General features: G+C 41.7%; 15 protein-coding genes and 1 riboswitch. Of the genes, 13 read left to right on the top strand and 2 right to left on the bottom strand.

Annotation, left to right across the window (positions count from 1 at the left end):
• Positions 1-145 precede the first annotated feature (145 nt).
• From sigX to AS29_RS00885, 3 genes are all read left to right on the top strand, one after another.
• Positions 146-691: an RNA polymerase sigma factor SigX gene (gene sigX, locus AS29_RS00895; protein ID WP_035408790.1), complete on the top strand. Its 546-nt coding sequence runs from the start codon at positions 146-148 to the stop codon at positions 689-691.
• Positions 672-1901 (top strand): hypothetical protein, encoded by a 1230-nt coding sequence (locus AS29_RS00890; protein WP_035408559.1) that lies wholly within the window; start codon positions 672-674, stop codon positions 1899-1901. Before sigX ends, AS29_RS00890 begins: the two co-directional genes overlap by 20 nt.
• 103 nt (positions 1902-2004) lie before the next feature.
• Entirely contained in the window at positions 2005-2817 is an 813-nt protein-coding gene (locus AS29_RS00885; RefSeq protein WP_035408562.1) for a histidinol-phosphatase, read from the top strand.
• A 124-nt stretch (positions 2818-2941) separates the two neighbouring features.
• On the opposite strand, the gene serA is transcribed toward AS29_RS00885, so the two are convergent.
• Positions 2942-4513 carry a phosphoglycerate dehydrogenase gene (gene serA / locus AS29_RS00880; RefSeq protein ID WP_035408564.1) on the bottom strand — a complete coding sequence of 524 codons (1572 nt, stop codon included), beginning with the start codon at positions 4511-4513 and terminating at the stop codon, positions 2942-2944.
• Between the two features lie 203 nt (positions 4514-4716).
• Positions 4717-4851: riboswitch (FMN riboswitch) on the top strand.
• A 145-nt stretch (positions 4852-4996) separates the two neighbouring features.
• On the opposite strand from serA, the gene AS29_RS00875 reads away from it, so the two are divergent.
• Positions 4997-5572 (top strand): ECF transporter S component, encoded by a 576-nt coding sequence (locus AS29_RS00875; protein WP_035408792.1) that lies wholly within the window; start codon positions 4997-4999, stop codon positions 5570-5572.
• A gap of 50 nt (positions 5573-5622) precedes the next feature.
• Here AS29_RS00875 and AS29_RS00870 read toward each other — a convergent pair whose 3' ends face one another.
• Positions 5623-5871, bottom strand: a complete 249-nt coding sequence (locus tag AS29_RS00870; RefSeq protein WP_035408566.1) for a ferredoxin — start codon at positions 5869-5871, stop codon at positions 5623-5625.
• A gap of 268 nt (positions 5872-6139) precedes the next feature.
• On the opposite strand from AS29_RS00870, the gene AS29_RS00865 reads away from it, so the two are divergent.
• The 9 genes from AS29_RS00865 to AS29_RS00825 all read left to right on the top strand — a co-directional run bounded on the left by AS29_RS00865 (position 6140) and on the right by AS29_RS00825 (position 14575).
• Positions 6140-7177 (top strand): helix-turn-helix domain-containing protein, encoded by a 1038-nt coding sequence (locus AS29_RS00865; protein ID WP_035408569.1) that lies wholly within the window; start codon positions 6140-6142, stop codon positions 7175-7177.
• Between the two features lie 7 nt (positions 7178-7184).
• The gene (locus tag AS29_RS00860; protein ID WP_035408571.1) at positions 7185-8669 is read left to right on the top strand and encodes a RecQ family ATP-dependent DNA helicase; all 1485 of its coding nucleotides are present in this window, start codon (positions 7185-7187) and stop codon (positions 8667-8669) included.
• Positions 8650-9237, top strand: coding sequence for a CPBP family intramembrane glutamic endopeptidase (locus AS29_RS00855; RefSeq protein ID WP_035408574.1), 588 nt, complete (start codon positions 8650-8652; stop codon positions 9235-9237). The genes AS29_RS00860 and AS29_RS00855 overlap by 20 nt, the downstream gene beginning before the upstream one ends.
• Positions 9238-9241: 4 nt before the next feature.
• Positions 9242-9976 carry a LysM peptidoglycan-binding domain-containing protein gene (locus AS29_RS00850; protein ID WP_082883684.1) on the top strand — a complete coding sequence of 245 codons (735 nt, stop codon included), beginning with the start codon at positions 9242-9244 and terminating at the stop codon, positions 9974-9976.
• A 104-nt stretch (positions 9977-10080) separates the two neighbouring features.
• On the top strand, positions 10081-10539 hold the full coding sequence (locus AS29_RS00845) for a YpbF family protein (protein WP_035408579.1): 459 nt from the start codon (positions 10081-10083) through the stop codon (positions 10537-10539).
• Between the two features lie 19 nt (positions 10540-10558).
• Entirely contained in the window at positions 10559-11332 is a 774-nt protein-coding gene (locus tag AS29_RS00840) for a metallophosphoesterase (protein ID WP_035408795.1), read from the top strand.
• Between the two features lie 100 nt (positions 11333-11432).
• Positions 11433-12350: a MerR family transcriptional regulator gene (locus AS29_RS00835; RefSeq protein ID WP_035408582.1), complete on the top strand. Its 918-nt coding sequence runs from the start codon at positions 11433-11435 to the stop codon at positions 12348-12350.
• 122 nt (positions 12351-12472) lie between these two features.
• Entirely contained in the window at positions 12473-13060 is a 588-nt protein-coding gene (locus tag AS29_RS00830) for a genetic competence negative regulator (RefSeq protein ID WP_035408584.1), read from the top strand.
• A gap of 243 nt (positions 13061-13303) precedes the next feature.
• Positions 13304-14575, top strand: a complete 1272-nt coding sequence (locus AS29_RS00825; RefSeq protein ID WP_035408586.1) for a Glu/Leu/Phe/Val family dehydrogenase — start codon at positions 13304-13306, stop codon at positions 14573-14575.
• Positions 14576-14636 lie beyond the last annotated feature (61 nt).

Below are 14636 nucleotides of genomic sequence, written 5' to 3'. Positions count from 1 at the left end.
AGGAAGCACCTTCCTTTTTTTTGTTGCAAAGGTATAATTTTTACTGTAATCATATATTTCAAATATTACAGATTTACAGCACCTGGCTTCAGGTGTAACTTTTAAAATGTCTGAAACGACTAAGCAAATGAACGGAGGGGTTTCCATGGAAGAAGCCTTTCAGACTTTATATGAAAAGTATCATCAGGATTTGTTCCAATTCCTTTTTTATATGGTGAAAGACCGTGAGCAGGCGGAAGACCTTGTTCAAGAGGTTTATATCCGCGTTTTGAAATCCTACGATAAGTTTGAAGGCAGAAGTACTGAAAAAACTTGGCTGTTCTCCATCGCGAGGCATGTTGCAATCGACTGGTTCAGGAAGCAAAAAACCATTCGCCAGCGTTTGGTTGAAAAGTTTGACTGGGATACAAATCAAGTGAAGGATCAATCTCCCATGCCTGATGAAATAGCATTGCAAAACGAGCAAATTCAATGGATTTATCAATCACTTGATGCCTGTACACTGGATCAGCGGGCGGTCATAATTATGAGATACATACAGGGTCTTTCCATACAGGAGACTGCTGAAGCGCTTTCATGGTCAGATAGCAAGGTGAAAACCACCCAGCATCGGGCCATAAAGGCATTGAAAAAGAGCATGGCTCATCTCAGCGAGAAGGAGGGAGCAAATAATGAAAAAATCCGGGTATAATGAAGAGCACATACAAGAGCTGCTGTCAAAGCTTCCTGTAATAAGAGATAAACGCTCCCGGGATGAAGTGTATAAAAGGGCATCGGAAAGCCGTCCTTTTAAACAAAGGAAAATTTGGATTGGCCCTTTAGTTGCAAGCTTTGCAGCTCTATTTATATTAGCGGTTATTTCCCCCTTTTGGATCAGTCAGTTTCAGTCAGGCGGTTCGGGTAATGACTCACTTCAAATGACGGAAGAAGATAAAGGAGCATCCTCCGGGGAGCCGGCTGATGAAAAAGAAAGTCTGGCACAAGACAAGCAAGAGACGGCTGAACGGGAGAAGCCTTCAGAGTCTTCACCTAAGACAGCTGTTCCGGAAAGCAAAGAAGAAAAAAAGGCAGAACAACGGCCGGCTCCCCCTGTAGAACCCAATGTTACATTTACAGCAAAAGAAGATCAGCGCGATCAATCACTTGTCCTCGCTTATTCTGACAGCAGTGCCAATTATACAATCCCTGTAACACTTATATCATCCGGGGGCTCTATTCAAGCTGAACAATTTAATGAGCTGCGTGCTTTTTTTGATGAAGAGAAGTGGGGTTTATCTGATTACTTCCAGGACATTGAGATTAGAGAGTCGGAAAATCCTCAGCATATTGAAATTCACATGAGCGAAAACCGAAAAATCCTCAGCTCATCGGATGCACTTTTAGCCGAAATCATCCAGGCTTCATTCGGTGGAAAAGGGTATACCGCAGCAGAACTGTATACAGGGGACAGTCCAGGTATTGACATGGGTCCATTGGGAGTATTGAATGAACTCGAGCTCCATCCATCTGATAAACGAGCATTTTTTAAATATGAGAATCAAAGCAAAAAGTCTCTTTTTGTTAAGTCCAATATATCCTATGATTCCTTCAGCGATGCCTATACGGATATGACTGAAAATATCGGCAGCGGGCTTCAGTCTGTTATGATAGAAGGCGCCAAAATTGAGAATGTTCAAGAACAGGGAAATGAACTTATTTTAACTTTTAACACATTTGAATTTCAGAACAATGAAGACACAGTCTTTATGCTGGAAGCGCTGCTTCTCACTGCAAAAGAATTCAATTTTGAAACGGTCTCGTTTCAAAATATAAACTTAGATAAAGTAGGGACACTTGAGGTTGATAAGCCAATTACAGTCCCATATGGCCCAAATCCAATTCAAATTGAAATGAAGAAATAGCAGCTATCTGCTTGCCTATAGAAATTGTCGAAAAATTCACCGTTTTTCTTAACTCTCTCCCTTTAATATGTTAAAGTGAAGAAAGAAAAAGGGAGGGAACACTATGCTGACTGATTATCATAATCATTTAGAACGAGGAACACTCACTTTAGACTACTTAAAAAAATTTACCGATGAAGCAAAACGAAAGAACATTGAGCATTTTGGGATTTCGGAGCATGCTTATCATTTTTATCAGACCGCAGATATATTAAGCAATCCCTGGGTCGATGAACGAAGATTTTATGATATGAACGATTACACCTCACTTTTCCAGGAAGCCGAAAAGGCTGGGATTGATGTAAAAATGTCCATCGAAATGGATTATACACCAGGCAAACATGAGGAAATGGAGCGTTTTATCCGCCAATATGATTTTGATTATGTAATTGGCTCCATTCATTGGGTAGACGACTTCGGCATTGATTTAAAGGAGTTCATTCACGAGTGGGATAAGCGGGATGTATATGATACATACAGAAAATATTTTGACCAGGTCGTAACCCTCGCAGAGTCGAATCTCTTTGATATTATCGGACATTTGGACTTAGTGAAAATTTTTAACTACGTTCCTGAAAAAGAAGAATTTTTACTGGAGCAATATGAAAGAGCTGCAGCAGCCCTTTCCAAAAGCAAAACTTGTGTGGAAATCAGTACAGCGGGATTAAGAAAGCCGACAGGCAAGCTTTATCCTGATGAAAGACTGCTGAAAATGTGCTATGAAAAAGGGGTGCCGATTGTCCTTTCATCTGATGCTCATCAGCCAGAGGATGTAGGGGCTGATTACGATCAGGCGCTTGCGCTTGCAAAGGAAACCGGCTATGAAACCATTGTGACGTTTTCCAAGGGTGAAAGAACCGTTGTACCAATTGGATAAATCAAAAAGGGGTCTTCTGCGGAAGACCCCTTTTTAATTGGCTATGTTAATGCATGATGTTGATTTTTTGAAGCCTGTACCTGCTTAGCTGCAATCAACAGCCAAGTTAAACAGAGCTAATTAATTAAAGCTCAATGGCTTTTACAAACACGATTTCATCAAGCTCAGTCAAAGCGGATAATATAGGCTGATCAAGCGGACGGTCAAACGACAGCATCATGATGGCTTCACCGCCTTTTTCTTTCCGCCCCACCTGCATCGTGGCGATATTCACGGAATGATTGCCAAGGATTCTTCCAACATTTCCGATTACTCCCGGAACATCGGTATGCTGAATATAAAGCAGATGGCCTGATGGATGAAAATCAATTGAAAATCCGTTGACCGATACAATCCGCTCTCCGAAGTGGGGGATAGAGGTGCCTTTTATCTCTGAAGTGGTTTGTTCCCCGTGAATGGTAACCTTCATGCTATTAGAATATCCGGAGTTTTGATCGGACACTTTCTCAATAAATTGAATGCCGCGTTCTCTTGCAAGCACTCCGGCATTCACCGTATTAATATTTATATCCATGCGCTGTTTAAGGAAAGAAGCAATCATACTTTTCGTCACATAGGCCGTTTCAATTTCAGCAGCTGTACCTTCGTATTCAATCGTAATGCTCTGAACCGGCTGATTCATATATTGTGAAAGAAAAGATCCGATTTTTTGAGCCAAAGAATCGTAAGGAGCTACTTTCTGATAAGCTTCGTCAGACATGGCAGGGAGGTTAATAGAGGTCGTTACCTGCTTCCCCTGAATAAATAACAGCACTTCCTTTGATACCTGGTAAGCAACATTCAGCTGCGCTTCTTTTGTAGAAGCGCCCAGGTGGGGTGTTGCTATGACCTGTTCAAATTCAAGCAGGCGTGTATGCTCGGGAGGCTCGACTTCAAATACGTCCAGCGCCACTCCACGCACATGGCCGTTCTCGAGATATGTACATAGCGCATCTTCATCAATGATGCCTCCCCGGGCACAGTTGACAAGATAAACCCCTTTTTTCGTTTTGCCGATCGTTTCTTTATTTAAGAGACCTTTCGTTTCTTTTGTCAGCGGGGTATGAACGGTAATGATATCGGCTTGAGTAAGAAGCTCTTCAAAGTCATGTTTTTCGACCCCGATTTTTTCAGATCGCTCTTTCGTCAAAAAGGGATCGAACACGGCCACTCTCATCCCAAATGCCTTCGCCCGTCTAGCAAGCTCCGTCCCAATTCTTCCCAGTCCCACAATACCCAGCATTTTACCGTGCAGTTCGCTTCCTACAAAGGAAGACCGTTTCCACTCCCGGTTTTTTACAGACATATTCGCCTGTGGGATATGCCGGACGAGAGAGGCAATCATGGCAAAGGTATGTTCGGCAGTTGAAATCGTATTCCCATCAGGTGCATTAATGACTATAATGCCTTTTCTTGTAGCCTGATCGACATCAATGTTGTCAACACCGACTCCTGCTCTTGCGACGATCTTTAACTTTGGCATTTGATTCATCAATTCTTCCGTAACTTTCGTAGCGCTTCTAACAAATAGTGCATCATATTGAGCCAAATTTTCTTCTTCGGATACGTTTTTTTGAACGATTTCTATATTCTCCGCTTCAAGCAGCGGTTCAAGACCATCTCTGCTTATTGGATCTGAAACAAGAACTCTAAACATAAAGCATCTCCTCCGGTTGCAATTTGTTAGATAATTTATCATATTGAGAATAGTGTAACAATACAAATCAGTGCGGTAAAGTGTGAAAGCGGTTTCTTGGGCGATATTTTTTTCATGAAGATTGAAAAAGTGGCTTACAAGACTTTTTCCTATACAAATGATGAAAAAGCCGATATACTTACTTGGAATACAAATTAAATATGATCATTCTTCGGGGCAGGGTGTAATTCCCTACCGGCGGTGATGAGGCGAAAGTCTCTAAGCCCGCGAGCCTGATAAGGGCAGGATCTGGTGTAATTCCAGAGCCGACAGTATAGTCTGGATGGGAGAAGATGGTGGCTGAACGCTGAAAAAATATGTATTTTTTCACGTTTATTCAGATTGCACTTTAACTCCCTCTGTCCAAAACGGCAGGGGGTTTTTTGGCAAATCAGAACAGCCCTTCTTTTCAAGAGAGAGATCATGAAAAGGAGAGAAACAGATATGGTTCAAAACAAACTAAGAAAAAGAGTCATTACAGCAGTATTAAGCAGCATTGCATTTTTGCTGATGATGCTCGAAATCCCTTATCCGGGAAGTGCATTTTTAAAAATTGATTTCAGCGATCTTCCAGCTCTGGCGGCGCTGATTTTATTCGGACCGGGTTCGGCGATGGCGGTGGAAGCACTTAAGAATATTTTGCACTACTTCATTCAGGGCAGCGGAACAGGCGTACCAATAGGGGAAGCTGCGAACTTTGTTTCAGCAGCATTGCTGATTTTGCCCGCATGGTTTTTTTACAAAAAAAATCAGACGGTGAAAGGCCTGTTGATTGGGATGGCATCCGGAACAATTGCAATGGCAGTGTTGATGTCGGTATTTAACTATTATGTGATCCTTCCGGCTTACACCTATTTCTTAGGGGCGCAGCAAATGAATGCGGAACAAATTTATCAATTCATCATTCTGGGAATTCTCCCGTTCAATCTTATAAAAGGTATTCTGATTTCTGCTATCTTTACAATGGTCTATGTAAGAATGAAAACCTGGTTTGAACAAAAATCCATCCAAACTGGATGATACAATAAAAAAACCCCCCGGCTTAATCGGCCGGGGGGTTTTTTTGAACTCTATTCGAATTTAAGTGCGTCGCCTTCAAATGGCTCATCAGCCACTTTAATGGAATCTGTAGGACAGCCTTCGTAAGCGTCCATCATATCTTCCTCAAGTACGTCTGGAATTTCAACGATTCCCTGATTTTCATCAAGTGTAACGAATGCGATACCTTCATCATCATAATCATAAATATCCGGTGCTGCTGCTCCGCAAGCTCCGCAAGCAATGCAAGTGTCTTTATCAACGATTGTATACTTTGCCATGTAAAATACCTCCTGGATCATTCTTAGGACTAAACGGATAAAGGTCCGATAAACCACATTTTTTGGATGTGAAGTCCTTAACTTATACCTATTGTATAGGTGTTGTATGAACTTTTCAATAAAAAAGTCGATGAGAATTCTTATCATAACAACGTTTCTAATCCTTACCGTACCCTTTTGCTTAAGCTTTAAACATCTCAGGCCGATAAAAAATCTGCTAGAATATAATCAAGTATTGTCAGAATCTGCGAAGCGCTGGTGATTAAATATGGTAGTGACAGGATATTCATACATTTGTCTTTTGTGCCTGGATCGTTTTAACGGGGAGAGATCTTTTTCCGCTATTTATCATCTGTTGAGAGGGAAAAAGACGTCCCAAACCCTTCAGGATATGCAGCTGTTTGGGCTTTCGAGTTTTTTTTCACTTTTTCCGCAGATCAACAGAGAAACGATTGAAGATGCATGCAGGAGCCTGGAAACGAAAAAGTTAATTGGGAACAACGGGAAATTAACATCATCTGGGAAAGAAGCCTTGCATCATTCCTTAACAGCCATGCCGATTCCAAAAGAGCTGAACAGCTGGAAGCATGGCAGGGGAGGCAGGGAGGCTTGGGTCAGATTATCACTGCTGATCCAGACCGTAACCCATTTGATTCGTAATAAGTCGCGGTTCCTGCCCTTAACCTCTGATGAAGATGCGCAGCAGTGGATAAAATCATTTTTGGCACAATCAAATTCAGACAGAACAGGTCTTGCATTAAAATTAAATGAAGAGCTGAATTTATTTCTTTCAGGCAAACAGGATTTCATGGCAGAACTTTTTGTCTATAGGCTCACAACACCTGAGCGGGCTGGATTGACCTATGATCAGCTGGCAGAGAAGCTTGAGAAGGACCCGGTATACTTGGAGTTGTGTTTCTGGAGCTTAATGCATGATTTACTGGAAAATGCGGTGGCCTCAAACGCTGTATTGCTCTCAAAACTTAGTAGGGAGGTGCCCGATTCCCTACCCCTCACGCAATCTGCCAAACGAACATATATGCTGCTTAAACAGGGGAAAAGCAAGGAAGATGCCTGTAAAATCAGGAACCTGAAGATGAGTACAATAGAAGATCATCTTGTAGAAATTGCCATGCAGGACCCAAGCTTTAACATCAATCCTTATCTGCTTCAAGTCGAAAAAGAGGAAATAGCAGAAGCCATTGAACATTTGAAAACCAAGCAGCTTAAAAATATTAAGGAACATTTAGATCATAAATATACCTATTTTCAAATCAGGCTCGGAATGGCTGTCGCAAAGAGGTGAAATACAATTGCTGAATTTAAATGCTGTATTAAAAAAGCACTTTGGGTTTGATGCCTTCAGGGAAGGGCAAAAGGAGATTATCGAGGACCTTGTCAATGGAAGGGATGTTATTGCCATGCTCCCGACTGGAGGAGGAAAATCTTTATGCTATCAGCTTCCGGGATACATTCTGGAGGGAGATGTAGTTATTATATCTCCATTGCTTGCTTTAATGGAGGACCAGGTTGCCCAGCTTAAAATGAATGGGGAAAAACGCGCGGTTGCCCTGAATAGTTTCTTATCATTTGATGAGAAAAAGTCAGCTCTTTATCATCTGCCTGAGTATCGGTTTATCTTCCTTTCTCCCGAGAGCCTCAAGCATGAAAGGGTTCTGAATGCGCTGAATAAAATTCATATCTCGCTGTTTGTAGTCGATGAAGCTCATTGCATTTCACAATGGGGTCACGATTTCAGACCGGATTATTCATTAATCGGCCAGGCAAGAGGGAAGCTGAATAAGGCTCCTTGCCTTGCTATGACAGCAACTGCAACCAAAGAAGTTCTCAAAGATATACATTTATCTTTACATATGACAGATCCTATCCGGCACGTATATTCAGTTAACCGGCCGAACATATCAATCATGGTTAGTGAAGCAAGAGGTCTTGAGGATAAACTCAATCAATTATCAGAGCTTGTTGGCAGGCTGGAAGGGCCGGGGCTAATTTACTGCGGGGGGAGACAATGGAGTGAAAAAGCAGTTTCATATTTGAAAGAAAAAGGGTTTAAGAGAATTGCCTTCTATCATGGAGGTATGGAAAATGAACAGCGGATGCTGATTCAGCAGCAATTTATTAATGGACAGCTTGAACTTGTCTGCTGTACAAATGCTTTCGGAATGGGTGTGAATAAAAACAACATCCGTTATGTCATTCATTTTCATATACCTGCAAGAATGGATGCATATATGCAGGAAATCGGAAGAGCGGGGCGCGACGGACTGCCAGCTATTGCAATTACCTTGTATGATCCTGAAGATGTGCAGCTGCCTCTTTTTATGATTGAAAAAGAATTCCCTGCACGTGATGAATTGCAAGCTTATCTGTCTTCAAAAGAAATCGATCCATCCTTTAAACTTGAGATTGAGGAAACACATGAGCGATTTATTCTTCATCATGCTGAAAAGCTTAAGAGTGAGAATTGGGAAGTAAAAGTGGATCAAATCTGGAAAAAAATTCAGGAGCGCCAGCAAAATAAAACCGAAAAGCTATGGAATATGATAAAATGGTATTCGACAGAAACGTGCAGAAGAAGCGGAATCCTGGCACATTTCGGTGAAAAAAGCGATTCTCCATCATTTACACGCTTCTGCTGTGATTCGTGCGGAATGGACATTGAAGCCTATTATGGCCAGACCAAGGCTTCATCCGGCTATGAAACGGCAGAGGGATGGAAAAACGAACTTAAAATGATGTTTAAAGTGAGTGAACCGATTGTTCAAAAGACAAAATGAACTGATTCATACACTGACAGACCGTCAGATGATTCAGCAGCTTTATCTGACTCAGCTTCTCTTAGCTATTACCGGCCTTGCTGGCTCCTATTTATTTCTGGGAGGCTGGTTTGTCCCTGCTGAGAAAATGAATTTTACATTTATGGGTCTTGCGGCCGGAGCAGGAGCTGCAGCAGCTGTTATTTTATTGGATTTAGTGGTAATGAGAACAGCTCCCCAGGCTTGGTATGATGACGGGGGAATTAATGAAAAGCTTTTCAGAAGCTGTTCCATTCCGCATATTGTATTAATGACTGCCATTATTGCCTTTGCGGAAGAATGGTTATTCAGAGGCGTTTTACAAACAGAATTCGGATTGATTGCTGCAAGCCTGTTTTTTTCCATCTTGCATATTCGCTATCTATCAAAATTTCTTTTATTCATAATGGTTACGGCAGTCAGCGTTCTGATAGGTATTTTATTTGAACTTACAGACAATCTGCTTGCTGCTGTCACTGCCCATTTTCTGATTGATTTAGTGTTTGGTATTCAAATCAGATTAAAGTATCTAAATAGAGGTGAATCTTAACCCCATGAACAGGAGAATGAATTCCTCCGGAAGAAACGGTCAAATAAAGGAGCAATTGGCTGCAGATAGTAAAGAAAAGAATGGCCAGTATCCTTCAAGAAGTGAGATTCACAAAACCAGGCGGCGTGCGAAGAAAACCGGGAAAAAAGTAGAACTAAAATATCCGCTTATCAGCTTATTGGCGCTATGTTTTATCCTTTTGCCCATATTATTCCTGTCATTTACATACTATTATGAAAAAGATGGAACGACTTTGGATAACGGGCAGAAGCTCAAAGATTACGAGTCGATTATTATTGATAATAATCGGTCAAATAATGAAGCTCCTGAAAAATCTGAGCCGGTAAGGGAAACAGACGAAAGCAGTTCTCCGCAGGATGCCCAATCATCTCAAGATACCGCAGCTGCTTCCGGGACTGAGGAGGAAGTGGAAGATCCAGGAGAGACAGCGGGCCCGCAGCAGCAGGAAACGCCTGAAGAACCCGCTGTACCATCTGAAGCTCCGGATTCTGCACCCGCCGAAGGGGAAAAAACCTCTAAAACGGCAGACCCTGCAGCAGATGACAAGCCAGCCGGTAAAGTAGTTGAGCATGTGGTGAAACCTAAAGAAAACTTATATCGCATTTCGCTTAAATATTTTAAAAGCAGGGAAGGCGAAGCCATTATTAAAGACTATAATCAGCTCTCAGCCAATGAGGTATATGCGGGACAAGTGCTTGAAATTCCTTTGAAGCAGTGATAATCTTCGTTCAAGTGAACGAAGATTATTTTTGTCTCCTCTTCTTCATACCCTGTCCCCTTTTTGAATAAATATTAGAAAAGTCCAGAGGCAGGGTGATTAAGATGGAAAAAGCGATTGAGCAGCTTGAGCCGATCACGGATGAGCCGACAAAAAAAATGCTCCAAAGTTTAGTTGATAAAAAGAGAAAGTTTGAAAATCTGAAGAAAAAAGTGCTGAGCCTTCAGCTTGCTGCATTCGTATGTATGATTATTTTTATGGTTTATTTTTACAAAGTGATTGTCCTGACAAGTGACAACAGTCTTTCCATCGTGGTGTCCCGTTTTGTCGACGAATCTTTTCATCTATATTTTATCGTAGCTATAGCGGGTGCTTATGCAACAGCCCTTTACTTTAAAAAGAAGGAAGTCAAAGCTGAAACAGAATATCATGCTTTACGGTGCGAGGTTATTCGGAAAAGCGGAGAATTATGGCCGCAGCCATATCATTGGAAGAAAAGAACGTCCGTTTTTCAAATGATGAAGAATGAATTTGATATTAATCTTTTTTACGAAAGCAAATGAGCGGAAATCAGGTGATTACATGATTTATCTAATAGCAGGGGCTGTTCTGGTTCTCTTTATGACTTCTGTCATGTTTATAAAAGCTCATGGAAACCGATTGGATAGACAGAAGCTTCAATTTCAAGATTTTCCGAGCGGGCATGGCGAATTGAGTATCCTTTTCATTTCCGATATCCATAGAAGAAGGGTTTCAGAGAGATTGATGGCGAAATTGCCAAAGAAGCCTGATCTGGTTTGTATTGGAGGAGATTTAACAGAAAAGGGAGTGCCGCTTGAAAGAATTCGCCGTAATTTACGGAGATTAGGAGAAGAAGGGCCAGTTGTTATGGTCCTCGGAAATAATGACCCGGAATGTGACCTGCTTGAGCTGAAGAGTTTATTGAAAGAGGAGAATGTTAAGCTCCTTGAAAATCAAGCGCACTCGATTCCTTCAATATCCGAAAAAAAGATAAGCCTCCTTGGCGTTAGCGAAATAAAATTCGGGTGGGACAGGCTCGACCAGGCGTTAAAGGAATCAAAAAACGCAGATTTCCGGATTTTGCTTTGCCATAACCCTGATATTGATAAACAAATAAATAAAGAGCACGGCATCCGGCTTGTTTTATCAGGACACACGCATGGCGGACAAATAAGACTGTTCGGATTCGGATTATATGAAAAAGGAAAGTTACATAATAAAGCTTACGGAGCCCAGCTTATCAGCAATGGATATGGCACTACCCAGCTTCCATTTCGACTTGGTGCACCTGCAGAAGCACATTTTATTACCATTACAGCAGATAAAGTTGATTAACAATACTTATACAAAGTTTACACAAAGTGTTCATTTCGATATAATTTAAAAAAGAAGTTTTTGCATATATGTTTTATTGTGCGGTGATGGAGGATAAACAATGCCGAATCCAGAAGAAGGTAAATATAATATTAAAGCTGTTTCAAAAATGCTGGGCATTCAGCCGGGAACACTCCGGGCATGGGAGAGACGATACCAGATGATCGCTCCAGTACGGAACGAATCCGGACACAGATTGTATACAGAAGACCACATTCGAATTCTAAAATGGCTGATCAGCAAAGTGAATAAAGGATTTTCCATCAGTCAGGCTGTTAACTTACTCGAAAATACGGGCCTTCCGGTTAATGACGGAATGATTGAACCTGAACAGACTGCAGACCGCTCTGTTGAACTTATGGACGATTTGCTTAAAGCACTGCTTTCTTTTGATGAAAATCTGGCACATGAACTGATGAACCGAGCTTTTAGTCTTTATTCGATTGATAAAGTGATGATTGATATACTTGGGTCTGTGCTCGCCAAGGTCGGGGATTTGTGGGAGCAGGGGAAGATTACAACGGCACATGAACATTTTGCGACCTCCTTTCTGCGGTCAAGGATTGGAATGATCCTGCATACTCTGCCAGTGAATGGTCTCCTTCCGAAGGTTATCGCTGTGTGCGGACCGGGAGAATGGCATGAGATGGGGCTGCTCATTTTCACCCTTTTCCTGCGCAGAAGAGGATTTGAAGTAATCTATCTAGGTTCAAGTATAGCAGAGGACGATCTTCCAATTGTGCTGGAGGAAGTGCATCCCAAATTTTTGTTTCTCGCCTGCACACTTGAAGAAAATGTTGAACGGACGCTTAAAACCGTTGATGTTCTGAAAGGTAGGTTTCCAGATTTGCAGGTGGGACTTGGCGGGGGAGCGTTTCAGTTTATGGATGAAGAAAAGAAGAGCTCCTATAAGGATTGTCTGCTCGGATCAACCAATCATGAGTGGGAAATATGGCTGAAGGAAAAGCTTGCGATGTAGGAATGGAATAAACTTGTCTATTTTTCGCTGCCGTTGTAAACTGTTAACAAATTAACGAACCATCTTACTTGTAAAACATAGAATAATTACATGGTAAGGGTTTTACGGCAGGAGGGAAAGAGATGCGTTTGGAGCGCCTTAATTATAACAAAATCAAGATATTTCTTACGATTGACGATCTTATGGATCGCGGTCTGACTAAGGAAGACCTTTGGAAGGATTCATTCAAGGTGCATCAGCTCTTCAAGGATATGATGAATGAAGCAAGCCTTGAACTTGGCTTTGAGGCTCACGGATCTCTTGCTGTGGAAGTTTTTTCTCTCCAGGCTCAAGGGATGGTTGTTATCGTTACAAAAAGCAATGAAGATATAGAGGAAGAAGAAGAAGATTATGCGGATGATTATATTGAAATGCAGGTTAAGCTCGATGAAAGCATCGATATCGTTTATGAATTTCATGCTTTCGAAGACCTGATTCAATTGTCAAAGGCATTGAAACAAATAGGTCTTACCCAAGGAGCCGTATATTTTTATAATCAGAGATATTTTCTTCATCTTGATGATTATGCTCCTGCTCAAATAGAAACGGTGATTGCCGTATTAGCGGAGTTTGGGAGTTCCACTACACTGACTTTGCACAGGCTGCATGAATATGGAAAGCAAATTATGAAAGAAGAAGCAATCAATCAGCTTACTAAGTATTTTCATTGACTTAAGGCCGGCCGCTCTCTAATTCGAGGGAGCGGCCGGTTTTTCATTTCAATTTAAAGGTATTATCAAAAGGTCTGAAAATTCAATAAAATAACCGTCATATATGCTCTTGCAACCGCTCGCAAATTCATGCCAAAATTTCCCCCAAAACAGCCATTATGTCTTTGCATAACTACAGTGAAGGTGTATACTATTGTCTGAAAGGCCGTCTATATCAATTGATTGACATTAGGAGGTTTACTTATGGTAGCCGAGAAAAACACCGAGAGTAACCATGAAAAGCATGATGTGTTAAAAGCGACACAAACGGTGATACATAAAGCCCTGGAAAAACTGGGTTATCCTGAAGAAGTTTATGAACTGCTTAAAGAGCCTATTCGTATGATGACTGTGAAAATTCCTGTACGGATGGATGACGGATCCGTAAAGATTTTTACGGGATACCGGGCTCAGCATAATGATGCAGTCGGTCCTACTAAAGGCGGAATTCGTTTTCATCCAAATGTAACAGAAACCGAAGTTAAAGCGCTTTCAATCTGGATGAGCTTGAAGTGCGGAATTGTTGATCTCCCTTATGGAGGCGGTAAAGGCGGAATTGTCTGCGACCCAAGAGACATGTCCTTTAGAGAGCTTGAGCGTTTAAGCCGGGGGTATGTAAGGGCCATCAGTCAGATTGTTGGACCGACTAAAGATATTCCAGCACCGGATGTATTTACAAATTCTCAAATTATGGCTTGGATGATGGATGAGTACAGCCGAATTGATGAATTTAATTCTCCGGGGTTCATTACTGGTAAACCACTTGTGCTTGGCGGTTCACATGGACGTGAATCAGCGACAGCAAAGGGTGTAACCATTTGTATATTTGAAGCAGCTAAACGTAAAGGGATTTCCCTTGAGGGTGCCCGTGTTGTAGTTCAAGGCTTTGGTAATGCAGGGAGCTTCCTTTCCAAGTTTATGCATGATGCAGGCGCGAAGGTAGTTGGAATATCAGACGCGTATGGCGGCTTGTATGATCCAGAGGGGCTTGATATTGATTATTTATTGGATCGGCGGGACAGCTTTGGAACCGTTACGAAGCTTTTCAATGATACGATTACAAATAAAGAATTGCTTGAGCTGGATTGCGACATTCTGGTTCCGGCTGCAATCGAAAACCAGATTACAGAAGAGAACGCCCATAATATCCGCGCTTCCATTGTGGTTGAGGCTGCAAACGGTCCTACAACCCTTGAAGCCACTCAAATCCTGAACGACAGAGGTATTCTTCTTGTTCCGGACGTGCTGGCAAGTGCAGGAGGAGTTACCGTGTCCTATTTTGAGTGGGTTCAGAATAACCAAGGCTATTATTGGACAGAGGAAGAAGTCGAAGAAAAGCTTGAAAAAGTAATGGTGAAATCATTCAATAACATATATGAAACAGCCCAAAACAGAAGAGTGGACATGAGGCTCGCAGCCTACATGGTCGGTGTCCGAAAAACAGCTGAAGCGAGCAGATTCAGAGGCTGGATCTAATCCGTTGCAAGCCTTGAAAAAATCTCCTATCATTAGATAGGAGATTTTTAATTGAAGAAAA

This window comes from Bacillus sp. SJS (assembly GCF_000732485.2).
Classification (GTDB): domain Bacteria; phylum Bacillota; class Bacilli; order Bacillales; family Bacillaceae; genus Metabacillus_B; species Metabacillus_B sediminis.
This window is presented reverse-complemented; position numbering and strand designations above follow the sequence as displayed.